This is a genomic window from Paraburkholderia sediminicola (assembly GCF_046026895.1).
GTDB lineage: Bacteria > Pseudomonadota > Gammaproteobacteria > Burkholderiales > Burkholderiaceae > Paraburkholderia > Paraburkholderia sediminicola_C.
In genome coordinates this window covers 42,224-68,320 of record NZ_JAQQEU010000039.1, presented here as the reverse complement: position 1 = coordinate 68,320, position 26,097 = coordinate 42,224, and the positions used below count along the sequence as shown (strand labels likewise).

Here is a 26,097-nt window from a genome sequence, read left to right as displayed (position 1 = left end):
GTTTCTCGCCTAGCAGATCGGGTCGGGGTTTACCTTGGGGTCGCGCAAGCTTCGGTGATGGCGCGGTGCGAATCATAAAGGGGCCACAAGTCCCGCCAGCAGGGCGATAGCGCGCGTTCTCACCCCTCAGCGAGGCCGTCGCGGATCAGCTGTTTATCGCCACAAGCGATACAGCCTATCCACAATATCGCATTGCACGATACAGCCCATGATCGTCACACTGAGCGCCAATCAATTGACGCGTTCAGGAGACAACTCATGCGCACCCAAGTTGGCATCATCGGTGCCGGGCCCGCGGGCCTGCTTCTTTCCCACCTTCTTCATCTGCGCGGCATCGAGTCGGTCGTGCTCGAAACGCGCACACGGGACCAGATCGAATCCACCATCCGCGCCGGCGTGCTCGAACAGGGCACGATGGACCTGCTGACCGAAGCCGGCGTCGGCGCACGCATGAAAGCCGAAGGCGCGCTCCATCATGGTTTCGAACTGGCCTTCGAAGGCAAGCGGCGGCGTATCGATCTGACCGGACTCACCGGTCATTCGATCACGGTCTACGCGCAGCACGAAGTGATCAAGGATCTGGTCGCCGCGCGCGTGGCCGCGAACGGTGCGCTGCGTTTCGGCGTGTCGGAAACGTCGCTGCACGGCATCGATACCGACAAGCCGTCGATCCGCTATCGTCACGAAGGCGAAGCATGCGAGCTGCAATGCGACTTCGTGATCGGCTGTGACGGATCGCAGGGCGTCTCGCGTGCGTCGATTCCGCAGGCGCTGCGCAAGGACTACGAGCGCGTCTACCCGTTCGGTTGGTTCGGTATCCTGTGCGAAGGGCCGCCCTCGTCGGATGAATTGATCTATGCGCGTCACGAGCGCGGCTTCGCGCTGATCAGCACGCGTTCGCCGAACGTGCAACGCATGTATTTCCAATGCGATCCGAAGGACTCGGTCGAAAACTGGTCCGACGACCGGATCTGGGCGGAACTGCATGCACGCGTCGATTCGCACGATGGCCAGAAGATCGTCGACGGCAAGATCTTCCAGAAGAACATTGTCGGCATGCGCAGTTTCGTGTCGGCCACGATGCAACACGGTCGGCTGTTTCTCGCCGGCGACGCTGCGCACATCGTGCCGCCGACCGGCGCCAAGGGCATGAATCTCGCGGTCGCCGACGTGCGCGTGCTGACCCGTGCGCTGGACGCGTTCTACGTCGAAAATTGCACCGATCTGCTCGACGGCTATAGCGAAACCGCGCTCAAGCGTATCTGGCGTGCCGAGCATTTCTCGTACTGGATGACGAGCATGATGCACCGCATTGAAGGCGCGTCGCCGTTCGAGCAGCAGTTGCAGGTGGCCGAACTGGAGTACGTGACCACGTCGCGCGCGGCGGCCACTGCGATGGCGGAAAATTACGTCGGCGTGGCCGTGCCGCAGACGTAACCACCGCGCAAGGCAAGTCGCATCGGCGTTAGTTGAGCGACAAATCCCGGTGCGCTGCGGCCTGAAACTCCGTAGGGGTGACGCCGGTCTGCTTGCGGAAATAGCGGCTGAAATAAGCCGCATCCTCGAAACCGAGCGCATGCGCGATCTGTTTGATGGTCAAGCCTGAATAGACCAGATCGCGCTGCGCCTCGCGTATCAGATGGTCATTGACGAGCGACAGCAGCGAATGGCCAAGTTCGTCGCGGCAGATGCGGCCCAATTGCGCGGCCGTGACGCCGAGTTTCCCTGCATAGAACTCGATGGGCTGGTGTTCGCGAACGTGCGCGGCGACGAGTTCGCGCAGCCGTTTGATCTGCGCCGCGCGCCGGTCGTTGACCGTTGCGCTGGCCGCCGACGCGGCATCGGTCAAACGCGCCACTTGCACAAAAAGTGCAATCATCAACGCCATGCCCGCGGCGATATGGCCGCGCGCGCTGCCGCGAAATTCCTGTTCCAGCAAGCCGAACAACGGCATCAGCGTGCGCTCGCCGACTTCGGACCGCACGGGGATCAGCGCGGGCCGTTGCAGCACCGGTAACAGACCCGGCGACACGGCTTTCGAGATCGACTCCAGCGCCCGCTGCGCAGCGGTGATCACGAGCCCGTCCATTTCCGGCGAAAACACGAATCCATGCACGGTTTGCGCGGGAATCAGCACGATGCACGGCGGTTCGATCGCGAGCTTCTCGCTTTCGACCAGCACGTGACCCGTGCCGCCGCGGATATAGAGAATCTGCAGCAGCGCGTCGTGACGGTGCGCTGCGATATGCCAGTCGTTGGGACGGCTGCGCTCCACGATCCATTCGAAATTGAACGCGTCGTACCAGGGCGGCCGCGCCGACTCTCCATACAAGTCGTAGTTAGGGATTTTACCCATGCCGTTTTGTCTCCTATGTGCGAATTGTCCTGCGATGCGCTGCCTTTGTCCAATTTCAGCCGCACTCGCGTAGCTATACTTTTTTCCATGAAAGGCGCGCTGAATGGCGCGGCGGCGAAGCCGGCCAGCGCATCGTGCCGACGATCAAAATCATGGAGATTCGGATGACTAATCAAATCGACGGGAGTCGTGGTGCAGCAGACGCACAGCATTGGCTGGCGCTCGAAGGCAAAGTCTGCGTGGTGAGCGGAGCGGCAGGCGGTATCGGCAGCGCAATCGCTCAGGTGCTCGGCAATGCGGGCGCGCGCCTGGCCTTGCTCGATCGCGACGAGGAAAAGTGCCGTGCACTCGCGCAAAGCCTGAACGCGAATGGCGTCGAGGCGCTCGCGCTCGCTTGCGACATCGGCGACATCGACAGCGTGCGCGGCGCGGTGATCGGCGTCGAGTCGGCACTCGGCGTGGCCGATGTCCTCGTGAACAACGCCGGACTGCTGCGTCCGGGCGGCATCGAAGAGATCGGACTGGATGCATGGAACGCGATGCTGCGCGTGAACCTGACAGGCTACATGCTGTGCTCGCAGCAGTTCGGCCACGGCATGTTGAAGCAGGGCGCGGGCGCGATCGTGCATGTCGCTTCGGTGGCCGCGCATCATCCGCAAACTTACAGCGGCGCCTATAGCCCCGGCAAAGCCGGCGTCGCGATGCTGTCGAAGCAACTCGCCGCGGAGTGGGGGCCGCGCGGCATCCGCAGCAACACGGTGTGTCCGGGGATGATCCGCACGCCGCTGTCCGCTGCGTTCTATGAGCACGGCGATATCGAGCGCCGCCGCAGCGCGATGACGGCCAGCCGCCGCATCGGCGAACCGGGCGACATCGCCGATGTCGTGGCGTTTCTCGCCAGTGCTCGCGCCGCGTATGTGAACGGCGCTGAGATCGTCGTCGACGGCGGACTCGAAAGCATGCTGATGGACCTCGTGCCGCGGCCCGGCTTCGAAGCCACAGCGGCTGCTCCGGTCGCCCGTCAGGCCCTCGCACAAGGACGCGCATCATGACTAACGCGATACGTGCACCACGCAACGCCGCGCTGACCTGCGACGTGCTCGTCATCGGCTCGGGCGCGGGCGGACTTGCGACGGCCATCACCGCGCGCAAGCACGGGCTCGACGTGATCGTGATCGAGAAGGAGCCGTTCTTCGGCGGCACGACCGCGTTTTCCGGCGGCGTGCTGTGGATTCCGGGCAATCGTCACGCGAACAGTAACCAGGTGAGCGACACGCGCGAAGCGGCGCTGACCTACCTGCGCAACGAGACCGGTGCATGTTTCGATCAAGCCGCAGTCGACGCGTTTCTCGATACCGGTCCGCAAATGCTCGACTTCTTCGAGCGCGAGACCAAGGTCAAATTCGTGCCGACGCTGTATCCGGACTATCACCCGAACGTAGGCGGCGGCGTGGATATCGGCCGTTCGGTGGTGGCCGCGCCGTTCGATGCGCGCGCGCTCGGCAAGGACATCGCGCGTCTGCGGCCGCCGCTGAAGACGATCACCTTCATCGGCATGATGTTCAACTCGTCGAACGCGGACCTGAAGCACTTCTTCAACGCGACGCGCTCGCCGACTTCCGCGCTGTACGTGGCGAAGCGACTCGCCAGCCATCTGAAGGATCTTGCGTTGTACCGGCGCGGCGTGCAGGTGACGAGCGGCAACGCGCTCGCCGCGCGGCTGGCGAAGTCCGCGCTCGACCTCGGCATTCCGATTCACACGAACACCGCGGCGCGCGAGTTGACCGTTGCGGGCCAACGCGTGACGGGCGCGCTCGTCAGCGCACCGGACGGCGAGATGCGCATTGCCGCGCGGCGCGGAGTCGTGCTGGCATGCGGCGGCTTTTCGCACGACGTGGCGCGCATCGCCCAAGCGTATCCGCATGTGCGGCGCGGCGGCGAACACGTGTCGCCGGTGCCGCCCGGCAATACCGGAGACGGCGTCGGCATGGCGGAGCGGCTCGGCGCAAAAGTGGCGATCCGTTACCCGCAGCCCGCGGCCTGGATGCCGGTCTCGCGCGTGCCGATGCGCGACGGCAGCGTCGGCGTGTTTCCGCATCTGCTCGATCGCTACAAACCTGGCATCATCGGCGTGACACGCGCGGGCAAGCGCTTCACGAACGAAGCGAATTCGTATCACGACGTCGGCGCGGCGATGATCGAAGCGTGCGCTAACGAGCGCGAAACCGCGATGTGGCTGATCTGCGATCGCGCGACCATCCGCAAATACGGGCTCGGATTCGCCAAGCCCGCGCCGGTCCCGCTCGGGCCGCTGCTGCGCAACGGCTATCTGAACACCGGCCGCACGCTCGCCGAACTCGCGCGCAACGCGGGGCTGGATGGCGCGGCGCTGGAAGCGACGGTGAAACACTACAACGCGGACGCGGTGCGAGGCGAAGACCCGGAGTTCGGCCGTGGCACGACCTCGTTCAACCGCTACCTCGCCGACCCGGAACAGCGGCCCAACCCATGCGTCGCGCCGATCGGCGGCGGACCGTATTACGCGCTGAAGGTGGTGATGGGCGATCTCGGCACCTTCGACGGCATCTCGACCCGGGTGACGGGCGAGGTGCTGAACGAAGCCGGCGCGCCGATTGCCGGTCTCTACGCGGTGGGCAACGATCGCGCCAGCGTGATGGGCGGCAACTATCCGGGTGCGGGCATCACGCTCGGCCCGATCATGACCTTCGGCTATATCACCGGCCGGCAGCTGGCGGGCGTCGGCGCCAGCGGCGCGAATTCGCCAGGCGACGCCGAGGCCGGCGCAACCAGAACTGGATTGAGGACAGGCACATGAGCAGCGGCAAGCCTTTTGTCGATCACCGCATCTATACGATCCGCCCGCGCGGCATGACGGAATTCATCGACGTGTTCGATCGCCTCGCCATGCCGATCCAGGTGAAGTATCTCGGTGCGCCGGTCGGCTTCTATATGAGCGACATTGGCGCGTTGAACCAGGTCGTGCATCTGTGGGGCTACGAGAGCATCGCCGACTACGACCAGCGCCGCACCGCGCGCGATGCCGATCCCGAATGGCCCGCTTATCTGCAGGCATCGGCGCATCTGATCGTCGCGCAGGAAAGCCGGATCATCAGGCGCGTCGATTTCAGGAGCCTGGCGATGCTTCGTTAGCGGGACGCGTGCCGTAGCAGCACGCGCATCACTGAAGGAGGAGACAGAACATGAACGATCAAACACGGCGCGTCGCGATCGTGACGGGCGGCGCAAACGGCATCGGCTGGGCGACCGCGCGACGTTTCGCGCAGGACGGCTATGACGTGGCCGTCGCCGACATGGATGCGGACCGTGCTCGCGAACGCGCCCGTGAACTGGGTGTGGCGCACGTCGGCATCGGCGCTGATGTGGCCGTCGAAGCCGACGTGCGCGCGCTGATCGATGCGTGCGTCGAACGCTTCGGGCGGATCGACGTGCTGGTCAACAACGCGGGCAACAGCGATCAGCCGCATCCGACCATCGACCAGAGCGTCGACGCCTTCGACCGGCTGCTCGGCATCCATGTGCGCGGCACTTTCCTCGCGTGCCGTGAGGCCGCGCGAGTGATGCTCGCACAGCACAGCGGCGCGATCGTCAATCTCGGTTCGATCGCGGGGCTTGCGGGCATCCCGCACCGCAATGCGTATGGCGCGGCGAAGGCCGGCATTGCCGCGATGACCCGTTCGCTGGCCTGCGAATGGGCGCGTGACGGTATCCGCGTGAACGCGGTGGCGCCGGGCTACGTCGCCACCGAACTGGTCGAGACGCTCAAGCGCAACGGCCAGATGAATCTGCAGGCAATCGAACGGCGCACGCCGATGGGCCGGCTCGCGCGCCCGGATGAAATCGCGCGCGCAATCGGCTTTCTCGCGTCGGACGCTGCGAGCTACATCACCGGCACGGTGCTGAGCGTGGACGGCGGCTGGCACGCGTATGGCGCGGCGAACGACTAGTTCGCGCCAACCGCGCACGCGGGCCGCGAGCGGGTGCCGCACAAGGACCGCTATTCGCGTGATCCGTAGTAATCCGAATAATAAAAATCCACTCTTCCTCTCATGGAGACATCGTAATGAAACAGCCCCAACCAGGCAGGGCGGACGCTCTGCGTCTGTACGAACCCGCAACCGGTGCGCTCGATGCGCAAGGAGACGTCAAATGACCAGCGCCGAACGCAGTGTGGATGTGCAGGCTTTCATCGACGAACAGCGCTTCTCGCCATTTCAATGGACGATTCTGGTGCTGTGCTTTCTGGTGGTCGCGGCTGATGGCTTCGATACGGCCGCGGTCGGTTTCATCGCGCCGTCGCTGGTGCAGCAGTGGGGGATCGCGCGCAGCTCGCTCGGCCCGGTGATGAGCGCGGCGCTGGTCGGCCTCGGCATCGGCGCGCTCGCCGCCGGACCTTGCGCGGACCGGATCGGACGCAAGATGGTGCTGGTGTGGTCGGTGTTCTTCTTCGGCGTGTGGAGTCTCGCGGCGGCTCGCGCGACGTCGATCGAGTCGCTGACGATGCTGCGCTTTTTCACCGGGCTCGGTCTCGGCGCGGCGATGCCGAATGCGGTCACGCTGATGTCGGAATACGCGCCGGCGCGCATCCGCGCGGTCGCGGTGAACGCGATGTTCTGCGGATTCTCGTGCGGGCTGGCGGTGGGCGGTCTCGCTTCCGCGTGGCTGATTCCGCACTTCGGCTGGCCCAGCGTGCTGGTGGCGGGCGGCGTCGGCCCGATCGTGCTGAGCGTGCTGCTCATTCTGATGCTGCCGGAGTCGGTGCAGTTTCTTGCCGTGCGCAGGCGCGCGGATCAGCGCATCGCCCGTATCCTGCGGCGTATTGCGCCGCACAGCCGCTTCGACGGATGCCGCTTCATCGCGCTCGATGCGCGCGCCGGCCGCGAAGCCGCGGCGCCCGGCGCGGGCAAGCCAGGCGAGCGCGCTCAGTGGGCGCTCGCCGTCGTGCTGTCGTCGCGTTACCGCTTCGGCACGCTGATGCTGTGGCTCGCGTATTTCATGGGGCTTCTGATCTACTACCTGCTCACCAACTGGCTGCCCACTCTCTTCAAGGACACCGGTTTCTCCGGCGAGAAGGCCGCGTTGATGACGTCGCTCTTTCCGCTCGGCGGCGTGCTCGGCAATCTGTGCGTCGGCTGGATCATGGACCGCTTCGCCGGTCATCGCGTAGTCGCGATGACGTATGTGCTGGTGGGGTTACTGGTGCTGTTCGTCGGACATGGGGTCGGTCACCAGGTCTGGCTCGGCACGTTGATCTTCCTCACCGGCACCGTGACCACCAGCGCGGTCACCTCGATGTCGGCGCTCGCGGCGAGCTTCTACCCGACGCGGGCGCGCGCGACCGGCGTGGCGTGGATGCTGGGGATAGGCCGCATTGGCGGCGTGGCGGGCGCGCTGGTCGGCGCGGCACTGATGGGGCTGGGCTGGCAGTTCGGCGCGGTGTTCAGCCTGTTGGCCGTGCCGGCGGTAATCGCGGCGAGCGGCGTGTTCCTGATGATGCGGCGCGTGCCGCTCGACGAGTCGTCGTCAGAGGGAGTGGTTGCCGCTGTCGCGCTCAAATAACGGCTGGGCACGCTTCAATTGTGCGTCTGAAAAACAACAGTGAATTCAGGAATAGCGGATTTATCCCCTGCTATCGGGCACCTACACTGGCCTCATCGCTGCGACGGCGGTCACGTCGGCAGCGCATGTCGAGACAATCCCAGGAGGTGGTTTCATGAAGTCGCTCATTCAAGCCGTTGCTCTCGCTGTTGTTCTCGCCGCGCCGGTTGCGTCGTTCGCGCAGGCGGCCGGTCAGCCAGTTTCGCAGGATTCACAGGCGACGCGGACGCAGGCAGCCGCTCAGAGCAACACGGACGAGGCCGGTCGCAGCGGTTACGGGGCTGGCAGCCACGGGACGTGGCAAGCCGGTCGCGGTACTGACACGACGGTCAGCTCCTATTCGCCGCCCATCTACAACGCGCGTTAATGCGCGCAACGAGGCAAAGGAGCGCGCGACGAACGATTCGTCGCGCGCTTCGCATCCGTTCAAGCGCTATGACACGCGCAACAATGTCATCTCATTGCGCAGCAGCGCGAGCAGATCATCGTCGCTAGGCCGCGTGCCCCAATGCCGCGCACCCGCCACCGATGCAATCGCCATCCATGAATGCGGCGGAAACCATTCGCGCAACAGCGCGCCGTCCTGGCGCAAACACAACTGGCCGGTCTGCTCGCTGTATTCGGCGCAGATGAGCACGCCATCGATGCGCGCCGAGACTCGTCTTGTATCGCTGCGTAGCAAATCGTCGCTCCTTATAAAGAGGGGGCGCGAATGCCAGCACGACGCGGCGGCGTCAGCGACACCGCCGTGGTCCATGTATCAGTGATCGCCGTGCCGGTGATCGTCGCCATGGCCGTGCCAGCCGTTGTCGTGGCCCCGGGCGTCACGCCACTCGCGCCGGTCGTGATGACGCTCTTCCCACTCGCGCCGTTCCCAGTAACGGTGGCCGTCGTAGTAGCGCTCGCCGTACCAGCCCGGGCTCACGACCATCACCGGCGGCGCCGGCGCGTAGACCGGCGGCGGAGGCGGCGCATACACCGGTTCGGGCGCGTACGCGACGCCCGGCACGCCGATGTTCACACCCACGTCGACGTGGGCCAGCGCGGCCGACGATGCACTGATCGCGAGACCTGCGACGATCGCCAGCGACATCCAGCGGTTTCGTGAATTTTTCATATTTTGTTCTCGGGTTCTACGATTGTGAGGAAGCGCTCTTGTGTGTCGCGCGCTTAGTAGTGGTCGTGATCGTGATAATGCTCATGAGCGTGATAGCCGCCGTCGGGGACCACGATGCAGCCGCTCAACGTGCTGCCGAGCGTTGCCGCGAGAAGGACTAGTGCGAAGATTTTTTTCATGGCGTTGTTCCCTGTTGCTTGTGACCCGAACTCTACTGAGCGGCGCGATTTCGGTTGTATTTGTGTGTAACAGGACGTGTCGCGGCGCTCATGTGCCGGTCACAGGCCGACGACAGCGTAGAGGCGAGGTCGGTGTGTCGGGTCAGCCGGTCGCCAGAGGGCCGTGACGACGGGCAAGCCATTGAACACGCTATGAAAAGAATGCTGTTGTCGAGCAGTGCGCGTGTGCGTCGGTGCTGAACGATCCACGCGCGAACAGCCGATAACTGCACGGCATCGTGTTTCGCCGCGATCACGTCAGGCGGAAACATTCGGTTGCAGACTGGGGACGGTTAGCGCCGTCGCGGACGGTCGCTCGCACGTCGCGGGTGCTCATCCCGCTTTTGGACGCGAGGCTATGCAGCAACGCGAAGGGAACCCATCAGCATCTGTTAAGGTTCGATCCGTAGCATCCGCGATATTTGCGCCCAGCATTCCCGCTCGTCGATGCGGCGATGCTGCCTTCAATCGACAGCCATTCGATGCTCAAACAACTATGATGATGCGAACCGACCAAGGCGCCTTGCGCCATGACGAAGCGGGCTACGGCGGCGTAGCGCGATTTATTCACTGGCTGGTGGCCGCGTTGATCGCGGCTCAGTTCGTGATCGGCTGGACCATGCCTGACATTCACAAGGACACGCGCCCCGAAGGGCTTATCGCGTGGCATCTCGGCGTGGGTGCCACGCTGATCGCCGCGGTGCTGCTGCGGATCGTCTGGCGTCTCGCGCACCCGCCTGGACCGGCGAACGTGTCGCCGTTTCTGCGCGCGGTGTCGCAGATCACGCACGGTCTGCTCTATCTCGCGCTGCTGGTCGTGCCGCTGCTGGGGTGGGCCAATGCGTCGTCGCGGGGGTGGTCGGTCAGACTATTCGGCTTGTTGCCGTATCCGGCGATCGCACCGGCCGGTTCGTCCGTCGGTCACGCGATGGGCGACATTCATGGCTATCTGGCGTGGGTGTTGTTCGCGCTGATCGCGCTGCATATCGCGGCGGCGCTGTTTCACCGCTTCGTTCTGAAGGATCGCGTGTTGCAGCGGATGCTGCCGTGACGACCGCCTGGCGCTAAACGCACGCGGCTGAGCGCGCCCCGCTATCCGGCGGCCGCATGCTCCGGCGCCGTCGCTGCGCGATACCCGAGCCGCGTCGAGATCGCGAGTCCGGACTGCTTGAGCAGCGCGACGTAGTGCGACTTCGTGTCGGCGCCGCAGCGCATCGTCGGAAACGAAATCGACAGGCCGGCGATCACGCGGCCGAAGCGGTCGAACACCGGCACCGCAATGCACTGCAGTCCTTCTTCCTGCTCCTCGTTGTCCTCGCCGTAGCCTTGCTCGCGCACGTGCGGCAGGATGCTGAGCACCGCCTCGGCGCAGGTGAGCGTCTTTTGCGTCGACTTGCGGAATTCGACGTGCGAGAGCACCTCGCGCGCGTCGGCCGCGTCCATCCACGCGAGCAGCACCTTGCCGATCGCGGTGCTGTGCAGCGGATTGCGCCGGCCGATGCGCGACTGCATGCGCAAGCCGTAGTCGGCGTCGATCTTGTGGATGTAGATGATCGCGTCTTCGTCGAACGCGCCGAGATGGACCGCCTCGCGCGTCACCTGGCCGATGCGCCGCATCTCGACATCGGCCTCGCGCACGAGATCGACACTTTCCAGCGCCTTCGCGCCGAGTTCGAACAGACGGATCGTCAGCCGGTAGCGTTCGGTTTCGACTTCCTGGGTCACGTAGCCGAGCGCCTTGAGCGTCTGGATCACGCGGTGCACGGTGGTCTTCGACATCGCAAGCCGGTGCGACAGCTCGCTGATGCCGATCTGCCCGCTCTCGCCGATCGCGCCGAGAATCGCGAACACGCGGCCGATCGACGACGCCGATTCGCCGCGCTCAGCGCCGCTGCCGCACTCCAGGCTATCCGTGCCCTGCACCTGCAAGGCGGCGTCGTGTTTGCGCTGTTTGCCTGTTGCTGCCATTTCCGTCATCCCTGTTCATGCCGAGCGGCGCTGCCACAGCGCACCCTCAATTCACGCGCCGAGGCGCGAGAGCATACCGTGTCCCGCGCGTTTGCGGCGAGCTAGCGCCCAAGCCAGCCGCCGTCCATCGCCAGTGTATGCCCGTGCACGTAGTCCGACGCGCACGAGGCGAGAAACACGACCGGTCCCGCGAGATCGTCCGGCGAACCTCAACGGCCCGCCGGAATACGGCCGAGAATTTCCTGGTTGCGCTGCGCGTCGTCGCGCATCGCCGCCGTGTTGGCGGTCGCCATGTAGCCCGGCGCGATCGCGTTCACGTTGATGCGGTGCTCGGCCCATTCGTTCGCGAGCAGCCGCGTGAGGCCGAGCACGCCGCTTTTCGCCGCCGTGTACGGCGCCACCCGGATGCCGCCCTGCAACGACAGCAGCGACGCGACGTTGATGATCTTGCCGCCGCTTTGCTGTTTGACGAACTGCCGCGCGGTTGCCTGCGACAGAAAGAACAGGCTCTTCAGATTGACGTCGACGACCGCGTCCCAGTCCGCTTCAGTGAAGTCGAGCGCGGTCTCGCGGCGGATGATGCCGGCGTTGTTCACCAGCACGTCGACGCGTCCGAACGCCTCGAGCGCGGCGCGCACGATGTCGTCGACCGGCGCGGTCGACGCGAGAGCGGCGCGCACGTCGGCGAAGCGGCGGCCGATGGCCTCGACGCGCGCGGGCGTGGTGCCGGCGTCGGCGCGGCTCACGCCGACGATGTCGCAACCGGCGGCGGCGAGCGCGACGGCCATCGCGGCGCCGAGTCCCCTGTTGCTGCCGGTGACGATGGCGACCGTGCCGGTGAGATCGAAAGTGTTCACGGTTTTCAGGCCCATATCGTTTGCAAAGGGTCGTCGGGAAGGAACCTGCGCGGCTTCATCGCAGGTCGCGGACCGCGACGTGGTCCATGTCGCCGAACACCTGGTTTTCGTCGACCATCCCCCAGATGAACGTGTACGCGCGCGTGCCGACGCCCGAGTGAATCGACCAGCCCGGCGAGATCACCGCCTGCTCGTTGTGCACGAGAATGTGCCGCGTCTCGTGCGGCTCGCCCATCATGTGAAAGACGGCGGCGTCGTCGGCGACGTTGAAGCAGAAATACACTTCCAAAGCTTCAGCGCATCGCGCTCGAACACCTGGTCGACCAGAAACACCTTGCGCAGGCCGGTGGTGTCGAGGGTCTTTGCGTATTCGCTGTTGATGGCCTGTCTCACTTCCATGTTCTGTCTCCGTGCGAGTCGATCCGGGCGCGCTGCCGCACGTGTGCGGGCAGCGCCGTTCTGGTCAGGACTGTAGCGCAGAATGGCGGTTTCGGAACAGTGGTCCGAAAAGACTGGATCGCTGCGGCAAGCCAGCCAAGTCTTGCCGGTCGCAGGCGGGTAAACGATGAGCAGAATTTCGGATTTGAAACGGAACGGCGTTCCTTTCACGATGCTATATTGCGCCGAAAGGGAGCAGTCCGCCGTCAGACCGGGACTTTTACCCCGGGCGATCCACCCGACCAACAGGACGCAAAGTCCATGGAGGAGGCATGAAGATCAAGAAGGTCATCGACCGCATTCCCGGCGGCCTGATGCTGGTGCCGTTGTTGCTCGGCGCCTGTGTCCACACGTTCGCGCCCGGCGCGGGCAAGTACTTCGGGTCGTTCACCAACGGCCTGATCACCGGCACCGTGCCGATTCTGGCGGTGTGGTTCTTCTGCATGGGCGCGACGATCGACCTGCGGGCCACCGGCACCGTGCTGCGCAAGTCGGGCACGCTGCTCGCCACCAAGATGGTGGTGGCGTGGATCGTCACGCTGATCGCGGCGCGCTTCATTCCGGTGGACGGCATCAAGACCGGACTGTTCGCGGGGCTGTCGATCCTCGCGATCACGACGTCGATGGACATGACCAACGGCGGTCTCTATGCGGCGGTGATGCAGCAATACGGGTCCAAGGAAGAGGCGGGCGCGTTCGTGCTGATGTCGGTCGAGTCGGGTCCGCTCGTCAGCATGATCATTCTGGGTGCGACCGGCGTCGCGTTCTTCGAGCCGCGGCTCTTCGTCGGCGCGGTGCTGCCGTTTCTGATCGGCTTCGCGCTGGGCAATTTCGACAGCGATCTGCGCGAGCTGTTCGGCCGCTGCGTGCATCCGCTGATTCCGTTCTTCGGCTTCGCGCTCGGCAACGGGATCGACCTGAACGTGATCGTCACGAGCGGCTTGCCGGGCGTCGTGCTCGGTCTTGCGGTGATCGTCGTGACGGGCATTCCGCTGATTCTCGCCGACCGCTGGATCGCGGGCGGCAATGGGGCGGCGGGGCTGGCGGCGTCGTCGACGGCGGGGGCCGCGGTGGCGAACCCGGCGATCATCGGCGACATGATTCCGAGCTTCAAGCCGCTGGTGCCGGCCGCTACCGCGATGGTCGCGACCGCTTGCCTCGTGACCGCGATCCTCGTGCCGATTCTCACCGCGCTGTGGGTGCGTCGCCATCACGCACGCGACGCGTTGCGCGAGGACTTCGCGACGCCGCAGGCAGCGCCGCTCAATGAGCGGGACGCGCGGGTTTGAGCTAGTGTCAGGTGGCCCGTTTTGTCCCTGATCGAGACGAGAACGGGCCATATATGCGTGCCGGCCAAGGTGGGCTGCATGGGACGGCAGGGCATATCGTTCATGGCAATAAAAAAGGTCCGCGAGCGAAGGCTCGCGGACCCGGTGTGACGATTCGAAACAGTGCGGGCCGGCAGGCTTGCGTCAGCCTGCCTCGGCCCGCCCTCGGCTGGCCTTAAGCCGACATCACCGACACCGCCTTCGTGACCAGATAGCCTTCCATGGCTTCTGGGCCGCCTTCCGAGCCGTAGCCCGAGTCCTTCACGCCGCCGAACGGCATTTCCGGCGAAGGCGTGGCCGGCTGGTTGATCCACAGCATGCCGACTTCCATCTGTTGCGACAGCAGATGCACGTTGCTGAACGACTTCGTGTACGCATAGCCGGCGAGGCCAAACGGCAGACGGTTGGCTTCGGCAATCGCTTCTTCGAGCTTGTCGAAGCCGCGGATCGCGGCGATCGGGCCGAACGGCTCGTTGTTGAACACGTCCGCTTCGAGCGACACGTTGGTCAGCACGGTCGGCGCGAAGAAGTTGCCTTCCGAGCCCACCCGTTCGCCGCCCGTCGCCACCGTCGCGCCGGTCTTGCGCGCGTCGGCGAGCACCTTGCTCATGGCGCTCAGGCGGCGCGCGTTGGCGAGCGGCCCGAGGGTCGTGCCTTCCGCGAGACCGTCGCCGAGCTTCAGGCCTTCGGCGTGCTTGACCAGCGCCGCGGCGAACTCTTCGCGGATGCTGTTGTGCACGAGAAAGCGCGTCGGCGAGATGCAGACCTGGCCCGCGTTGCGGAATTTCGCGCCGCCGGCCGCCTTAACGGCGAGCGCCACGTCCGCGTCTTCCGCGACGATGACAGGCGCATGACCGCCCAGCTCCATCGTCGCGCGCTTCATGTGCGCGCCGGCCAGCGCGGCCAGCTGCTTGCCGACCGGCGTCGAGCCGGTGAACGTGACCTTGCGGATCACCGGATGCGGAATCAGGTAGCTGGAAATTTCAGCCGGGTCGCCGAACACGAGGCCGACCGTGCCCGCCGGCACGCCGGCTTCGACGAAGGCCTGCAACAGCGCCGCCGGCGACGCCGGGGTTTCTTCCGGCGCCTTCACGAGGAACGAGCAGCCGCAGGCGAGCGCCGCGCTCAGCTTGCGCACCACCTGGTTGACCGGGAAATTCCACGGCGTGAACGCCGCGACCGGGCCGATCGGTTCCTTGAGCACCAGCTGCTGGGCGGCGAGGTTGCGCGACGGCACGATCCGGCCGTACACGCGGCGGCCTTCGTCGGCGAACCATTCGATGATGTCGGCGGCGGCCAGCACTTCGACGCGCGCTTCGGCGAACGGCTTGCCCTGTTCCTGCGTCATCAGGCGGCCGATGTCGGAGGCGCGCTCGCGCACCAGCGCGGCGGCCTTGCGCATGGTTGCGGCGCGCTCGTTGGCCGGAATCTTGCGCCATGCTTCGAAGCCGCGCTGCGCGGCTGCGAGCGCGCGGTCGAGGTCGGCGATGCCGGCGTGGGCCACTTTGCCGATGGCCTGGCCGGTGGCCGGGTTGATGACGTCGAGGGTCTTGCCGCTGGCGGCGTCGCACCATTCGCCGTTGATCAGAAGTCGGGTATCGGTATAGCTCGAAGTGGCCATGCTGGGTTCCTGTGAATGGGAAAAAACGACAGGCCGCGCAGTCGTGGAGCAAGCGGACGAACGGTGCGCGGCCGAGGATGGACTGCCGATAGTAATCATCTTATCTGATTGCGCGCGATTGCATCGGGTGCGGGCCCGGTTGCGGGACGCGGCACGCCGTTTGCGAGGCTTCTGTCACGGCGCTGGATAATCGGTCGCAGCGGCGTTGCGCAAAGAGGCGTACAGTCAAGCGGCGGTGGCAGTTGCGGTGGCGGCAGGGGGCCCGGGTCCGTGGCCACGGACCGTGCCGACGCGGCTTCGGGCAGGCACCCGCCGACTTGAGCGAAACGCGACGCAAGGTTCGCAAGCGGCGGCCCGAAGACAGCGACTGCAACCCAATCAACCCAGATCCACACGAGGAATCGACATGCCTACCGGTACAGTGAAGTGGTTTAACGACGCGAAAGGCTTTGGCTTCATCACGCCCGATGACGGCGGCGAAGATCTGTTCGCGCATTTCTCGGAGATTCGCTCCGAGGGTTTCAAGTCGCTGCAGGAAAACCAGAAGGTCAGCTTTGAGATTAAGCAGGGGCCGAAGGGTAAGCAGGCGGCGGATATCAAGCCGGTCTGACGAAGGAGGGTGGCCGTCCCTGCGCGTTGGCGTGGGGTCGGCCGCGTTGCCGTGAGTTAGCAGCGGCATTGCCGCGCAAGTTGCTACGGAAGCCGGCCAGCCGTTGCCCGGGTTGTTGCGATGACATAGGGTTGCCGCGAGATCGCCCGCTATACCCGCATCCGTCGAGGGTTTGACGCAGCCGCAATTCCTTCGAGTGTTTCATCCTGCACGTCCACGCGCGCCCATTGCACCGGTCACACGGATGCCACCGACGTCGTGCATGCGCCGGCCCCCTGCAGTGCGCACGCGTGAGCGACAGCAACAGGAGTTGCAGACGTTTGCGGGCCATCGCATCGATGTCGCTGAAAGCGGCCCGCCAAGAGGAAGTAGATCCGGCTGCGGGAACAGCCCGCCCGCAAGTGCCTCGGTCAGCCACCGCCGCGGTCTCGATTCCTGAAAAGTCACGCCGACACGCGGCGAATGGTCCACGCTGCGCGAACCCATCTAGCAGAAACTCGCCGTCGCATTCGCGATCGAGCGGTGCGAGCGCGCGCGGCAATGGCGCATTGCAGCATGAGTGAAATCGGGGTGAGGGGCGCGAGCGCTACACGCCCATGTGGCACGATCATGTCAATGGCCGCCACCGCGCGGCCTGTCGAAAAGCGAGGCCTTCGTGGACAAGGACAGCGCATACCAGCAGATCACCGACAACGGCGGCGAACCTTATGCAAGGTACTTCGCCGCGCAGAACCCCGATCATCCACTCACCCCGTTCTGCTACCGCTACCTGTCCGAAAAGGATCAGGAAGCGCGCACGGCGAGTCACGACGAAGAGCGCGGCTTCGCGCTGAAGTCGCTCGCGCAGATGGAGTCGTCCTCGCATAACGCGCAGGCGGCGGCGAGCGCGTCGCGTGATGCGGCCACGGCCGCGCACACGTCGGCGCTGAGTGCGCGGCGCTCCGCCTTCTGGACCATGATCGCGGCCATCGCGTCGGCACTCGGCGTAGTGGTAAACGCTGCCCTCAATCTGGGCTGGCTCGATTGGGCAAGACACGTGGTCCAGTGAGTTTGGCAACAACCCCGTAACGCGCGAATCAGCGCGCATTTTCTCCTAATACCACACCGAAAAGACAAACGAGCGTCACGCGAAACTAAACATGAGAACAATGCCGCAAGCAGCGGGAACGCAGTATTATTCTTCAGGTTTCCTTCAGCTTTGCTCCGTACTATTTGCGCCACGACTCGCGCCTATGCGACTCATGGTTCTATTAGCTTCCCGACAAAATACTGAAAGCGCCGTTCAGGCTCGCTGGAGCACTCATGAAAACTCTGTTCTTGCAGGCGCCATCTTTCGACGGTTTTGACGGCGGCGCGGGTTCGCGCTACCAGGCGAAACGCGAGGTGAAGTCGTTCTGGTATCCCACCTGGCTTGCGCAACCCGCCGCTCTGATTCCCGACAGCCGCGTGTTCGATGCGACCGCGAATGGCGCATCGGTCGAAGAGACGCTCAAGGTCGCGGAGCAATACGATCTCGTCATCATCCACACCAGCACCCCGTCGTTTCCCACCGACGCGATGTTCGCGCAGCATCTCAAGCAACACAAGCCGTCGCTTTTGATCGGCATGGTGGGCGCCAAGGTCGCGGTCGATCCGCACAACTCCCTCACCGCGACCGAGGCGATCGACTTCGTTTGCCGCGAAGAATTCGATTTCACCTGCAAGGAAATCGCCGAAGGCGTGCCGTTCCCGCAGATCAAGGGCTTGAGCTATCGCGCGGCGGACGGTTCGATCGAGCATAACGAAGCGCGCCCGATCCTCGAGAACATGGACGAGTTGCCGTTCGTCGCGCCGGTCTACAAGCGCGATCTGACGATCCCAAACTATTTCAACGGTTACCTGAAGCATCCGTACGTGTCGCTCTACACGGGCCGCGGCTGCCGCTCGAGGTGCACGTTCTGCCTATGGCCGCACACCGTCGGCGGCCACGCCTATCGGACGCGTTCGGTCGAGCACGTGCTCGAAGAGGTCAAGTGGATTCGCGACAACATGCCTGAAGTCAAGGAGATCATGTTCGACGACGACACGTTCACCGACTTCAAGCCACGTGCGGAAGAGATTGCGCGCGGGATGGGCAAGCTGGGCGTGACGTGGTCGTGCAACGCCAAGGCGAACGTGCCTTACGCGACGCTGAAGATCATGAAGGAAAACGGCCTGCGCCTCTTGCTGGTCGGCTATGAATCCGGCGACGATCAGATCCTGGTGAACGTCAAGAAGGGCTTGCGCACGGATATGGCGCGGCGCTTCGCGAAAGACTGCCGCACGCTCGGCATCAAGGTTCACGGGACCTTCATTCTGGGCTTGCCGGGCGAGACGCCGGAAACGATTCGGAAGACCATCGAGTACGCGAAAGAGGTCAATCCGCTGACGATCCAGGTGTCGCTCGCCGCACCGTATCCCGGCACCGTGCTCTATAACCAGGCGGTCGAGAACGGCTGGCTCGCGGAGAACAAGGTCATCAATCTCGTCAGCAAGGAAGGGGTGCAGCTGGCGGCGATCGGCTATCCGCACCTGTCGCGCGACGAGATGTATCACCAGCTCGAAAACTTCTACAAGCGCTTCTACTTCCGGCCGTCGAAAATCTGGGAAATCCTGCGCGAGATGTTCACGAGTTGGGACATGATGAAACGGCGCTTGCGTGAAGGCGTCGAATTCTTCCGCTTCCTGCGCGCCCATCAAGCGTGAGCGCCACACATCTGCTCGCCGTCACGCTGGCCTACGCGTGTGCGGCGGCGGCTGTGTTCGGTATCGGCTACACCGTGCTGGCCGGCGCGCTGATCGGGCGTTTCTTTGCCCGGCCGGTGGCCGAACCGGCCAGTTTTCCGCCGGTCACGATCGTCAGGCCGCTGCATGGCAGCGAATGGGCGCTGCTCGCCAATCTGTCGAGTTTCTGCTTGCAGAATTACCCGGGGCCGATGCAATTCGTGTTCGGCGTGCACGACTCGACCGACCCGGCGCTGCAAGCCGTCGACGAACTGCGACGGCTGCATCCGGAAGCGGACATCACCGTGGTGGCCGACGCGCGTCTGTACGGCCCTAACCGCAAGATCAGCAACATCCTCAACATGCTGCCGCACGCGCGGCACGACGTGCTGGTGTTCGCCGACAGCGACGTGAGCGTCGAGCCCGACTATCTGCGCAACGTGATCGGCGAATTGCAGAAGCCCGATGTCGGGCTCGTCACCTGCGCGTATCGCGGGCAACCCGATCCGGGTTTCTGGCAGCGGCTGTCGGTCAAGGCCACCAACTACCAGTTCCTGCCCAGCGTGGTGACCGGCCTTGCGCTCGGGCTCGCGCGGCCGTGCTTCGGGCAAACCATCGCGATGCGGCGCGACACGTTTGAAAAAATCGGCGGCTTCACACCGTTCGTGCGGCATCTCGCGGAAGATCATGCAATTGGCGAGGCGGTGCGCATGATTGGCGAGAAGGTGGTGATTCCGCCGTTCCCGATCTCGCATGCGTGCGTCGAAGCGAGCGCGACGCAGCTGGTCGCGCATGAACTGCGCTGGAGCCGCACGATTCGCCATATTGATCCGCTCGGCCATCTGGGCTCGGCGCTGATTCATCCGCTCGCATTCGCGCTGCTGGCGGTTGCGTTTTCAGGCGGCGCGTTCTGGGCATGGCCGTTGCTGCTCATCGCCATGTGTGCGCGGCTCGCGCTGCAACTGCTGACCGACCGCGCGTTGCGGCTGCGCTCCCGCGACATGTGGCTGCAGCCGATATGGGATATCGTATCGTTTGCGATTTTCGTCGCGAGCTTCCTGTCCTCGCGGGTGATCTGGCGGGGCTTCAGTTTCAAGGTGGACGGCGACGGTCTGCTGTCGACGGCGCGCGACGAATGACGGATTAACAGCAGTTTGGGTCGGCAATGATGCAAGAGTTTTTTGAACCGCGAGACGGCGGCAAGACAGCGGCGTTGGCAGTGTCAATGACAGTAACGCGCGCGCACGAGGGGGCCGCGTGATGAAACATGTCGGCCGCGTCGCGGCATTGGTGGGCTTGCTGCTGTCGCTCTGGCTCGTCTGGCGCGACAACCCCGGCGCCGTGCTCGGCGCGCTACGGGCCGCCGGCGCCGGCCTCGTGGTGGCGGCGCTCGTGCACGTGCTGCCGATGCTCGCCAACGCGTGCGACTGGCGTTCACTGATTCGCGGCGCGAACCGGCCCAGCATCCTGAAGATGCTGCATCTGGTGTGGGTGCGCGAATCGGTCAACAGCATGCTGCCGGTCGCGCGGGTCGGCGGCGAAGTCGTCGCGTTCCGCATGCTCAAAGGCTGGGGCGTCCGGCCGTCGATGGCGGTGGGCAGCATCATCGTCGACATGCAGCTCACGGTGATCAGCCAGTTGCTGTTCACGATGGTCGGCATCGGCTTCCTGTTCGCGCACGCGCAGTCGGACACGCTGCGGCTTGCCGGGCAACTGGCGTGGGGCGTCGTGGTGCTCACGCCGCTGCTGCTGTTGTTCGCGCTCGTGCAGCACGCCAATCCATTCGAACGCATCACGCGCGTGCTCAATCACATGACGAGCGGCAAGCTCGCCGCGCTGGTCGGCCAGTCGGCGCAGATCGATCAGTCGATCAAGGTGATCTGGCGGCGGCGCGCGGTGGTGCTGCGCTATCTGTTCTTCTGGCAGCCGCTGCAATGTTTCCTGACTTCGCTGGAAATCTGGCTCGCGCTGCACTTCCTCGGCGTGCCAGTCACGCTGGTCGAAGCGGTCGTGATCGAATCGTTGATCCAGGCGATCAGCAGCGCAGCGTTCTTCGTGCCCGGCGGCCTGGGCGTGCAGGAAGGCGGCTTCATTCTGGTAGGCGGCGCGCTCGGGCTCGATCCGTCCACCTGCCTTGCGCTCGCCGCCGCGCGGCGCATTCGCGATCTGCTGGTGTTCGTGCCCGGCCTGATCGCGTGGCAGTTCGCCGAGTCGTCCAGTCGCACGCTCGTGCATCAGCAGCGGGGCGCGCGCGCGGTGGCCCAATCGCGCTCCGCCGTGAGCGAGACGAGCCGGCGCTAGCCGCGCGGGCGAACCTGTGAGCAGCTCAGTGTGCGGGCGACTGCGCGGCCGCACGCGCGGGAAACGACACCTCGACCGCCAGGCCCCGTTCGCCGATGCCGGTGCCAAGATGCAGCCGCGCGCCGAAATGCTCGGCGATGCGCGCCACGATCGACAAACCCAGGCCGCTGCCGGTGGCCTGATTGCCGGTCGCGCGAAAGAAGCGGCTGGTCAGGCGCGCGAGATCGTCCGGCGCAACGCCGGGGCCGTCGTCGCGCACGGTGAGCTGCACGCGGTCGTCGGCATGGCGCACCGCGACTTCGATGCTGCCGCCGCTGCGCCCGTACTTGATCGCGTTGTCCAGCAGATTGTCTAGCAGGATGCCGATCAACACCGGCTCCGCATTGATCTCAGCGCGCATGTCGCCGATCAGCATCACGCTGATGTTCTTCTGCTGCGCGTTGCGCTCGTTCGCGAGCAACGTGTCCTTCGCCACGCTCGCCGGCTTGAGTGGCACCGTCGACAGCTTCTCCTGCGCGTCCAGACGCGCCAGCAGCAGCAACTGTTCCGCGAGCCGCGCGCTGCGATCCACGCCTTGCACCACCCGTTCCATCGCGAGCCGCTGCAATACCGTGTCCTGCTCGCCCAGCGCGACCTGCGCCTGTACCTTGATCGCGGCAAGCGGTGTCTTCAATTCGTGGGCGGCGTCGGCGGTGAACGCGCGTTCGCGCTCCAGCGAATTCTGCAAACGCGACAGCATCAGGTTGATCGCATCGACGAGCGGCCGCACCTCGGTCGGCGCGCGGCCGATGTCGACCGGCTCCATCCGGTTGATGTCGCGCGAGCGGATCGCGTCCGACAGCACCTTGAGCGGCGCGAGACTCCAGCCGATGCTGAACCACACCAGCAGCGCCAGCACCGGCAGCGCGATCAGCGTGGGCCGCGCGATGCGTCTCGCGACGCCGCTCACCAGGTCGCTGCGTGTGTTGGCCGGTTCGAATACGCGCACCGAATGGCCGAGCGCGGTGTCGCGCAACGTGAACGAGTGATACATCTGGCCGCCCAGCGTGATGTCGTGCGCGCCGCTCGCGGGCGGCACCGGCAGATCCCACGCGCTGAGCGCGCGCAACTGCGGGCTGCCCGCCAGCACCTCGCCGTTCGCGGCGCGCACCTGGAAGAGGGCGTCGCGCGGCAGCGTGTCGTCGTCGTCGAGATCGTTCGCGCCGGGGTCGCCGCCCTTTTCTTCTTCGCGCACGTCGATGCGCGCGTTGGCGAGCGTGATCAGATTGGGCCGATCGAGCAGCGCGAGGATCTGCGCGAGTTCCGCGAGGCGCGCCTCTTCCCATTCGCCGACTTCGCGCGACGCCTGAAGATAGCTCGACACCAGCGCGATGCCCCAGATCAGCACGATGCTCGCGAGCACCAGCAGCGACAGGCGCCGGCGGATCGACGCACCCATCACGCTTTCTCCATCACGTAGCCGATATTGCGCACGGTCTTGATCAATCCCGCGCCGAGTTTCTTGCGCAGATTGGACACGTGTACTTCGATCGCGTTGCTTTCGATCTCTTCCTGCCAGCCATACAGGCTTTCTTCGAGCTGCGAGCGCGACTGCGGAATCCCCTGGTTGGTCAAGAGCTGCAACAGGATCGCCCATTCGCGCGACGTGAGCGGCACGCGCGCCGCGCCCACTTCGACCGTTTGCGCGGCCGGGTTGACCGTCAGTTCCTGATAGTGGATCAACTCGACGCTGCGGCCTTGCGCGCGGCGCAGCAAAGCGCGGCAGCGCGCAATCAGCTCGGTCAGGTCGAAGGGCTTGCCGAGGTAGTCGTCGGCACCGGCTTCGAGACCGCCGACGCGGTCGACCACCGTGCTCTTCGCGGTCAGCACCAGCACCGGCACGTCCTTGCCCGCGTCGCGCAGATGTTTGAGCAGTTCCATGCCGGACACGCGCGGCAAGCCGAGGTCGAGGATCACGAGCGCATACGCGGTCGTGTCGAGCGCGAGGCTGGCCTTGTGGCCGTCGCGGGCCCAGTCGACCGTGAAGCCCGCCTGACGCAGTCCTGCTTCGATGCCGTAGCCGATCAGTTCGTCGTCTTCTACGAGGAGTAGGCGCATGTTTGGAATTCCGTTTTGAAAGTTTTATTGCATAACTGTAGGCGTTTTTGTGCAAGCGCTGAGTCGTGCGGGCGAAGTTTAACCAGCCCTTTGATGATCCGCTTCATGCCATGGGCATGCTTAAGGTTACCTTCAGCTTGAATCGATAGTATCGCCCATCAACAGCCCGGTTCGAGTGGTGATGAAGCGCGTGAAGCGGCGTTGTTGTCAGCCCCTTCTCTCGATTGCTTTGTCAGGTTCGTGCAGCTCGATCGTAAGTACATCGAAAGAATTTTTCCGGCCGGCGCTTTTATGCCGATGAATCGCGCCGTGCGTTCCGTCAGGTCACGAGGCCACGTTATGAAGCCAGTCACCGCCGACATGCTGCGAGCCCATCTGCTGGTCGCATCGCTCACGGCCGCGGGAGCCGAGGCCGTGGTCTTTATCGCGCTGCTGGTCTTGCCGGTGTCGCAGCAGTTCTTCATGACCACGCCGTTCCGCGTGCTGGCGATCGCGGTAATCGCCGGCGGTGTGATCGTGACGCGCGGATTCGCGCAGGCCGCCTTCGAGTTTTCCGTCAAAAGCCACCACACGTTGGCCGCCGGGCGCGCCGCGTCGCCGGTCGAGGTGGCCTCGGACTGTCCGCGCCGCTGGCTCGTCATTCTTCATCTGCGGATGACGGGGCGACCGTTCGTGCTGGCCGGGCACTGACGGAAACGGGCGATGGCGGCGCACGCATGGACCATATGTCAATGGATACTGCTGATCGGCTGCACCGGCGCCGCGCTCTACGCGACGGCGGCGGCGCTGGCGATGCCGTTCTTCGGCATGCGCCGCAACGCCTCGTCCACGCGGGCCAACTCCTCTGATCTTTCACGTGCCGCCGCATGTGCGCCGCAACCGGCGCAGCCATTTGCGCTGGTCGGCGTCAGCGTGCTCAAACCACTATGCGGCGCCGAGCCGCGTCTCTACGAAAATCTGCGGACCTTCTGCGAGCAACGCCACGGGCAGTTGCAGCTGGTGCTCGGCGTGTCGTCGCCGCACGACCCCGCGATCGCGGTGGTGCGCCGTTTGCAGGCCGCCTACCCGGCGCGCGACATCGAGCTGGCGATCGACACGCGCGTGCACGGCAGCAATCTGAAGGTCAGCAATCTGATCAACATGGCCGGGCGAGCCCGTCACGACGTGATCGTGATCGCCGACAGCGACATCGCGGTCGAAGTCGACTATCTCGACAGCGTCGCCGCGCCGCTCGCGGACCCGCGCGTGGGCGTCGTCACCTGTCTGTATGTCGCACGGGGTGTCGGCGGGTTCTGGCCGCGCGTGGGGGCGCTCTTCATCAACGAATGGTTCGCGCCGTCGGTGCGTGTCGCGCATGCGGCGGGCTCGCGCCGCTTCGGCTTCGGCGCGACGCTGGCCCTGCGCCGCGCGACGCTCGAACGTATCGGCGGTTTCGACGCGCTGAAAAACTGTCTCGCGGACGATTACTGGCTGGCCGAACACGTACGTGCGCTGGGGCTGCAGACGGTGCTTTCGCGCGTGATGGTCGCCACCGATGTAATCGAGCCGACCTTCGGCGCACTCTGGCAGCGTGAAACGCGCTGGCTGCGCACGATCCGTTCGGTGAACCCGTTGGGTTTCGGGTCGCTCGCCATCACGTTTCCGACGCCGTGGCTGCTGACCGGCGCGTTACTGAGCGCATCCCTCGCGACGAGCGCGTACCATGGCGCGCACGGGGCGGCGGCGATCGCGAGCGCAGCCGCCACGGCGGCCGGTCTGGGCGCGCGTCTGCTGCTGCATCTGCGCGCCGCGCGCCGCGAGCGCACGTTCTGGCGCGACCTGCCGCTCGTGCCGTTGCGCGATCTGCTGCTGGCGTTGCAATGGTGCGCCGCCGCGTTCGGTTCGCATGTGACGTGGCGCGGCGCGCGCGTGCCGCTGGAGACGTCGGCTGCGTCGCTCGCGCGCGGCAGGCGCCTGAACGTGATGGATGGGATGGAGGTGTCGGATGGCGGCTAGGCCGCGCGGACTGATCGTGACGGCCGACGATTTCGGCCTGCATCCGCGCGTGAACCAGGCGGTCGAACGGGCGCATCGCCACGGCGTGCTGAGCGCCGCGAGCCTGATGATCGGCGCGCCGGCCGCGCGCGACGCCGTGACGCGCGCCCGCGAGTTGCCGCAGTTGCGGGTCGGTCTGCATCTGGTGCTGGCCGACGGCGCCGCGCTCCTGCCGCGCGCGTCGATTGGCGCGTTGCTCGACGAGCATGGCCGCTTCGGCGACAACATGATGCGCGACGGCGTGCGCTTTTTCTTCCTGCCGCATGTGCGCAGACAGCTCGAGCGCGAGATTCGCGCGCAGTTCGACGCCTTTGCGCAAACCGGTTTGACGCTCGATCATGTGAACACGCACAAGCATTTCCATTTGCACCCGACCGTGCTCGGGCTGATTCTCGCGATCGGCCGCGAGTACGGGATGAAGGCGATGCGCCTGCCGTTCGAGGCAAACGCGCCGCTGTGGCTCAAGCCGTGGATCGCGCAGGTGAGGGCGCGCCTCGATCGCGCGGGGATCGCGCACAACGACTATGTGGTGGGAATCGCCGGCAGCGGGCGCATGGACGAGGCGGCGTGGCTCGCGGCGCTAGCCGATCTGCCGCACGGCGTGGGCGAGATCTATTGCCATCCGGCGCTCGCCGGCGAGTTCCCGTTGAGCGACGGCATGCGCGACTACCGGCATGCCGACGAACTGCAGGCCTTGCTTTCGCCGAAAGTGGCCGCCGCGATTCGGGCGTTGGGCGCGCGGGTCGGCGGATTTGCCGACGTGCTGGCGTAGG

At 65.3% G+C, this 26,097-nt stretch carries 26 protein-coding genes and 2 pseudogenes; 17 read left to right on the top strand and 11 right to left on the bottom strand.

All coding sequences use genetic code 11. From position 1 onward, the window contains the following. The first annotated feature begins 258 nt into the window (after nucleotides 1-258). Complete coding sequence (locus PQR02_RS24915) at nucleotides 259-1,437, top strand: 4-hydroxybenzoate 3-monooxygenase (RefSeq protein ID WP_408237318.1); 1,179 nt, start codon at nucleotides 259-261, stop codon at nucleotides 1,435-1,437. A gap of 28 nt (nucleotides 1,438-1,465) precedes the next feature. Here PQR02_RS24915 and PQR02_RS24910 read toward each other — a convergent pair whose 3' ends face one another. Further along, nucleotides 1,466-2,356 (bottom strand): helix-turn-helix domain-containing protein, encoded by an 891-nt coding sequence (locus tag PQR02_RS24910; RefSeq protein ID WP_408237315.1) that lies wholly within the window; start codon nucleotides 2,354-2,356, stop codon nucleotides 1,466-1,468. A 164-nt stretch (nucleotides 2,357-2,520) separates the two neighbouring features. On the opposite strand from PQR02_RS24910, the gene PQR02_RS24905 reads away from it, so the two are divergent. From PQR02_RS24905 to PQR02_RS24880, 6 genes are all read left to right on the top strand, one after another. Next, complete coding sequence (locus tag PQR02_RS24905; protein ID WP_408237312.1) at nucleotides 2,521-3,408, top strand: SDR family NAD(P)-dependent oxidoreductase; 888 nt, start codon at nucleotides 2,521-2,523, stop codon at nucleotides 3,406-3,408. Then, nucleotides 3,405-5,192 (top strand): FAD-dependent oxidoreductase, encoded by a 1,788-nt coding sequence (locus PQR02_RS24900; RefSeq protein ID WP_408237309.1) that lies wholly within the window; start codon nucleotides 3,405-3,407, stop codon nucleotides 5,190-5,192. The genes PQR02_RS24905 and PQR02_RS24900 overlap by 4 nt, the downstream gene beginning before the upstream one ends. Next, nucleotides 5,189-5,527 (top strand): NIPSNAP family protein, encoded by a 339-nt coding sequence (locus PQR02_RS24895; RefSeq protein WP_149670273.1) that lies wholly within the window; start codon nucleotides 5,189-5,191, stop codon nucleotides 5,525-5,527. Before PQR02_RS24900 ends, PQR02_RS24895 begins: the two co-directional genes overlap by 4 nt. 50 nt (nucleotides 5,528-5,577) lie before the next feature. Then, a complete protein-coding gene (locus PQR02_RS24890; RefSeq protein ID WP_408237305.1) occupies nucleotides 5,578-6,342 on the top strand; it encodes an SDR family NAD(P)-dependent oxidoreductase in 765 nt (254 codons plus the stop codon). A gap of 202 nt (nucleotides 6,343-6,544) precedes the next feature. Then, nucleotides 6,545-7,954, top strand: coding sequence for an MFS transporter (locus PQR02_RS24885; protein ID WP_408237302.1), 1,410 nt, complete (start codon nucleotides 6,545-6,547; stop codon nucleotides 7,952-7,954). Nucleotides 7,955-8,108: 154 nt separating this feature from the next. Beyond that, nucleotides 8,109-8,360, top strand: a complete 252-nt coding sequence (locus PQR02_RS24880) for a hypothetical protein (protein ID WP_408237300.1) — start codon at nucleotides 8,109-8,111, stop codon at nucleotides 8,358-8,360. A 66-nt stretch (nucleotides 8,361-8,426) separates the two neighbouring features. Here the strand turns inward: PQR02_RS24880 and PQR02_RS24875 are convergent, their stop codons facing one another. The 3 genes from PQR02_RS24875 to PQR02_RS24865 all read right to left on the bottom strand — a co-directional run bounded on the left by PQR02_RS24875 (nucleotide 8,427) and on the right by PQR02_RS24865 (nucleotide 9,289). Then, complete coding sequence (locus PQR02_RS24875; protein WP_408237297.1) at nucleotides 8,427-8,675, bottom strand: hypothetical protein; 249 nt, start codon at nucleotides 8,673-8,675, stop codon at nucleotides 8,427-8,429. Between the two features lie 78 nt (nucleotides 8,676-8,753). Then, entirely contained in the window at nucleotides 8,754-9,110 is a 357-nt protein-coding gene (locus PQR02_RS24870; protein ID WP_408237294.1) for a hypothetical protein, read from the bottom strand. Nucleotides 9,111-9,163: 53 nt separating this feature from the next. Next, nucleotides 9,164-9,289 carry a hypothetical protein gene (locus PQR02_RS24865; protein ID WP_408237291.1) on the bottom strand — a complete coding sequence of 42 codons (126 nt, stop codon included), beginning with the start codon at nucleotides 9,287-9,289 and terminating at the stop codon, nucleotides 9,164-9,166. 541 nt (nucleotides 9,290-9,830) lie between these two features. Here PQR02_RS24865 and PQR02_RS24860 point away from each other — a divergent pair. Beyond that, complete coding sequence (locus PQR02_RS24860) at nucleotides 9,831-10,379, top strand: cytochrome b (protein WP_408237288.1); 549 nt, start codon at nucleotides 9,831-9,833, stop codon at nucleotides 10,377-10,379. A gap of 41 nt (nucleotides 10,380-10,420) precedes the next feature. Here the strand turns inward: PQR02_RS24860 and kdgR are convergent, their stop codons facing one another. The 4 genes and pseudogenes from kdgR to PQR02_RS24840 form a co-directional block, all read right to left on the bottom strand. Next, nucleotides 10,421-11,296, bottom strand: a complete 876-nt coding sequence (gene kdgR, locus PQR02_RS24855) for a DNA-binding transcriptional regulator KdgR (RefSeq protein ID WP_408237285.1) — start codon at nucleotides 11,294-11,296, stop codon at nucleotides 10,421-10,423. A 101-nt stretch (nucleotides 11,297-11,397) separates the two neighbouring features. Next, nucleotides 11,398-12,168 (bottom strand): annotated as a pseudogene (kduD, locus tag PQR02_RS24850) (2-dehydro-3-deoxy-D-gluconate 5-dehydrogenase KduD). A 40-nt stretch (nucleotides 12,169-12,208) separates the two neighbouring features. Next, a pseudogene (locus tag PQR02_RS24845) lies at nucleotides 12,209-12,442 on the bottom strand (5-dehydro-4-deoxy-D-glucuronate isomerase); the annotation flags it as partial. Next, on the bottom strand, nucleotides 12,388-12,762 hold the full coding sequence (locus tag PQR02_RS24840; RefSeq protein ID WP_408237282.1) for a hypothetical protein: 375 nt from the start codon (nucleotides 12,760-12,762) through the stop codon (nucleotides 12,388-12,390). The pseudogene PQR02_RS24845 and the gene PQR02_RS24840, both read right to left, overlap by 55 nt. A gap of 101 nt (nucleotides 12,763-12,863) precedes the next feature. On the opposite strand from PQR02_RS24840, the gene kdgT reads away from it, so the two are divergent. Then, nucleotides 12,864-13,880, top strand: a complete 1,017-nt coding sequence (gene kdgT / locus PQR02_RS24835) for a 2-keto-3-deoxygluconate transporter (protein ID WP_408237279.1) — start codon at nucleotides 12,864-12,866, stop codon at nucleotides 13,878-13,880. Between the two features lie 214 nt (nucleotides 13,881-14,094). On the opposite strand, the gene PQR02_RS24830 is transcribed toward kdgT, so the two are convergent. Further along, a complete protein-coding gene (locus PQR02_RS24830) occupies nucleotides 14,095-15,540 on the bottom strand; it encodes an NAD-dependent succinate-semialdehyde dehydrogenase (protein ID WP_408237276.1) in 1,446 nt (481 codons plus the stop codon). A 406-nt stretch (nucleotides 15,541-15,946) separates the two neighbouring features. Here PQR02_RS24830 and PQR02_RS24825 point away from each other — a divergent pair, with 406 nt between their 5' ends. The 5 genes from PQR02_RS24825 to PQR02_RS24805 all read left to right on the top strand — a co-directional run bounded on the left by PQR02_RS24825 (nucleotide 15,947) and on the right by PQR02_RS24805 (nucleotide 21,193). Then, complete coding sequence (locus tag PQR02_RS24825) at nucleotides 15,947-16,150, top strand: cold-shock protein (protein ID WP_007181784.1); 204 nt, start codon at nucleotides 15,947-15,949, stop codon at nucleotides 16,148-16,150. A gap of 655 nt (nucleotides 16,151-16,805) precedes the next feature. Then, a complete protein-coding gene (locus tag PQR02_RS24820; RefSeq protein ID WP_408237273.1) occupies nucleotides 16,806-17,198 on the top strand; it encodes a hypothetical protein in 393 nt (130 codons plus the stop codon). A 254-nt stretch (nucleotides 17,199-17,452) separates the two neighbouring features. Next, nucleotides 17,453-18,874 carry a hopanoid biosynthesis associated radical SAM protein HpnJ gene (hpnJ, locus tag PQR02_RS24815; RefSeq protein ID WP_408237270.1) on the top strand — a complete coding sequence of 474 codons (1,422 nt, stop codon included), beginning with the start codon at nucleotides 17,453-17,455 and terminating at the stop codon, nucleotides 18,872-18,874. Beyond that, nucleotides 18,871-20,031, top strand: a complete 1,161-nt coding sequence (gene hpnI / locus PQR02_RS24810) for a bacteriohopanetetrol glucosamine biosynthesis glycosyltransferase HpnI (protein WP_408237267.1) — start codon at nucleotides 18,871-18,873, stop codon at nucleotides 20,029-20,031. The genes hpnJ and hpnI (PQR02_RS24810) overlap by 4 nt, the downstream gene beginning before the upstream one ends. A gap of 121 nt (nucleotides 20,032-20,152) precedes the next feature. Continuing rightward, nucleotides 20,153-21,193: a lysylphosphatidylglycerol synthase domain-containing protein gene (locus PQR02_RS24805; protein ID WP_408237327.1), complete on the top strand. Its 1,041-nt coding sequence runs from the start codon at nucleotides 20,153-20,155 to the stop codon at nucleotides 21,191-21,193. Between the two features lie 25 nt (nucleotides 21,194-21,218). Here PQR02_RS24805 and PQR02_RS24800 read toward each other — a convergent pair whose 3' ends face one another. Both PQR02_RS24800 and PQR02_RS24795 read right to left on the bottom strand, forming a co-directional pair. Further along, a complete protein-coding gene (locus PQR02_RS24800) occupies nucleotides 21,219-22,634 on the bottom strand; it encodes an ATP-binding protein (protein ID WP_408237264.1) in 1,416 nt (471 codons plus the stop codon). Continuing rightward, on the bottom strand, nucleotides 22,631-23,290 hold the full coding sequence (locus tag PQR02_RS24795) for a response regulator transcription factor (protein ID WP_408237261.1): 660 nt from the start codon (nucleotides 23,288-23,290) through the stop codon (nucleotides 22,631-22,633). The genes PQR02_RS24800 and PQR02_RS24795 overlap by 4 nt, the downstream gene beginning before the upstream one ends. A gap of 339 nt (nucleotides 23,291-23,629) precedes the next feature. Between PQR02_RS24795 and PQR02_RS24790 the strand changes: the two genes are divergently transcribed. Genes PQR02_RS24790 through hpnK form a run of 3 tightly spaced genes read left to right on the top strand, consistent with a single transcriptional unit; the run spans nucleotide 23,630 to nucleotide 26,096 of the window. Next, nucleotides 23,630-23,980, top strand: a complete 351-nt coding sequence (locus tag PQR02_RS24790; RefSeq protein ID WP_408237258.1) for a hypothetical protein — start codon at nucleotides 23,630-23,632, stop codon at nucleotides 23,978-23,980. A 12-nt stretch (nucleotides 23,981-23,992) separates the two neighbouring features. Beyond that, entirely contained in the window at nucleotides 23,993-25,285 is a 1,293-nt protein-coding gene (gene hpnI, locus PQR02_RS24785) for a bacteriohopanetetrol glucosamine biosynthesis glycosyltransferase HpnI (RefSeq protein ID WP_408237255.1), read from the top strand. Continuing rightward, nucleotides 25,275-26,096 (top strand): hopanoid biosynthesis-associated protein HpnK, encoded by an 822-nt coding sequence (hpnK, locus tag PQR02_RS24780; RefSeq protein ID WP_408237252.1) that lies wholly within the window; start codon nucleotides 25,275-25,277, stop codon nucleotides 26,094-26,096. Before hpnI (PQR02_RS24785) ends, hpnK begins: the two co-directional genes overlap by 11 nt. The last annotated feature ends 1 nt before the right edge of the window (nucleotide 26,097 follow it).

Bases quoted from the DNA above. Each gene is read 5' to 3' on its own strand.
- PQR02_RS24915 (WP_408237318.1), top strand. From the start codon at position 259: ATGCGCACCCAAGTTGGCATCATCGGTGCCGGGCCCGCGGGCCTGCTT.
- PQR02_RS24910 (WP_408237315.1), bottom strand. From the start codon at position 2,356: ATGGGTAAAATCCCTAACTACGACTTGTATGGAGAGTCGGCGCGGCCG.
- PQR02_RS24905 (WP_408237312.1), top strand. From the start codon at position 2,521: ATGACTAATCAAATCGACGGGAGTCGTGGTGCAGCAGACGCACAGCAT.
- PQR02_RS24900 (WP_408237309.1), top strand. From the start codon at position 3,405: ATGACTAACGCGATACGTGCACCACGCAACGCCGCGCTGACCTGCGAC.
- PQR02_RS24895 (WP_149670273.1), top strand. From the start codon at position 5,189: ATGAGCAGCGGCAAGCCTTTTGTCGATCACCGCATCTATACGATCCGC.
- PQR02_RS24890 (WP_408237305.1), top strand. From the start codon at position 5,578: ATGAACGATCAAACACGGCGCGTCGCGATCGTGACGGGCGGCGCAAAC.
- PQR02_RS24885 (WP_408237302.1), top strand. From the start codon at position 6,545: ATGACCAGCGCCGAACGCAGTGTGGATGTGCAGGCTTTCATCGACGAA.
- PQR02_RS24880 (WP_408237300.1), top strand. From the start codon at position 8,109: ATGAAGTCGCTCATTCAAGCCGTTGCTCTCGCTGTTGTTCTCGCCGCG.
- PQR02_RS24870 (WP_408237294.1), bottom strand. From the start codon at position 9,110: ATGAAAAATTCACGAAACCGCTGGATGTCGCTGGCGATCGTCGCAGGT.
- PQR02_RS24865 (WP_408237291.1), bottom strand. From the start codon at position 9,289: ATGAAAAAAATCTTCGCACTAGTCCTTCTCGCGGCAACGCTCGGCAGC.
- PQR02_RS24860 (WP_408237288.1), top strand. From the start codon at position 9,831: ATGCGAACCGACCAAGGCGCCTTGCGCCATGACGAAGCGGGCTACGGC.
- kdgR (WP_408237285.1), bottom strand. From the start codon at position 11,296: ATGGCAGCAACAGGCAAACAGCGCAAACACGACGCCGCCTTGCAGGTG.
- kdgT (WP_408237279.1), top strand. From the start codon at position 12,864: ATGAAGATCAAGAAGGTCATCGACCGCATTCCCGGCGGCCTGATGCTG.
- PQR02_RS24830 (WP_408237276.1), bottom strand. From the start codon at position 15,540: ATGGCCACTTCGAGCTATACCGATACCCGACTTCTGATCAACGGCGAA.
- PQR02_RS24825 (WP_007181784.1), top strand. From the start codon at position 15,947: ATGCCTACCGGTACAGTGAAGTGGTTTAACGACGCGAAAGGCTTTGGC.
- hpnJ (WP_408237270.1), top strand. From the start codon at position 17,453: ATGAAAACTCTGTTCTTGCAGGCGCCATCTTTCGACGGTTTTGACGGC.
- PQR02_RS24805 (WP_408237327.1), top strand. From the start codon at position 20,153: ATGAAACATGTCGGCCGCGTCGCGGCATTGGTGGGCTTGCTGCTGTCG.
- PQR02_RS24795 (WP_408237261.1), bottom strand. From the start codon at position 23,290: ATGCGCCTACTCCTCGTAGAAGACGACGAACTGATCGGCTACGGCATC.
- PQR02_RS24790 (WP_408237258.1), top strand. From the start codon at position 23,630: ATGAAGCCAGTCACCGCCGACATGCTGCGAGCCCATCTGCTGGTCGCA.
- hpnI (WP_408237255.1), top strand. From the start codon at position 23,993: ATGGCGGCGCACGCATGGACCATATGTCAATGGATACTGCTGATCGGC.
- hpnK (WP_408237252.1), top strand. From the start codon at position 25,275: ATGGCGGCTAGGCCGCGCGGACTGATCGTGACGGCCGACGATTTCGGC.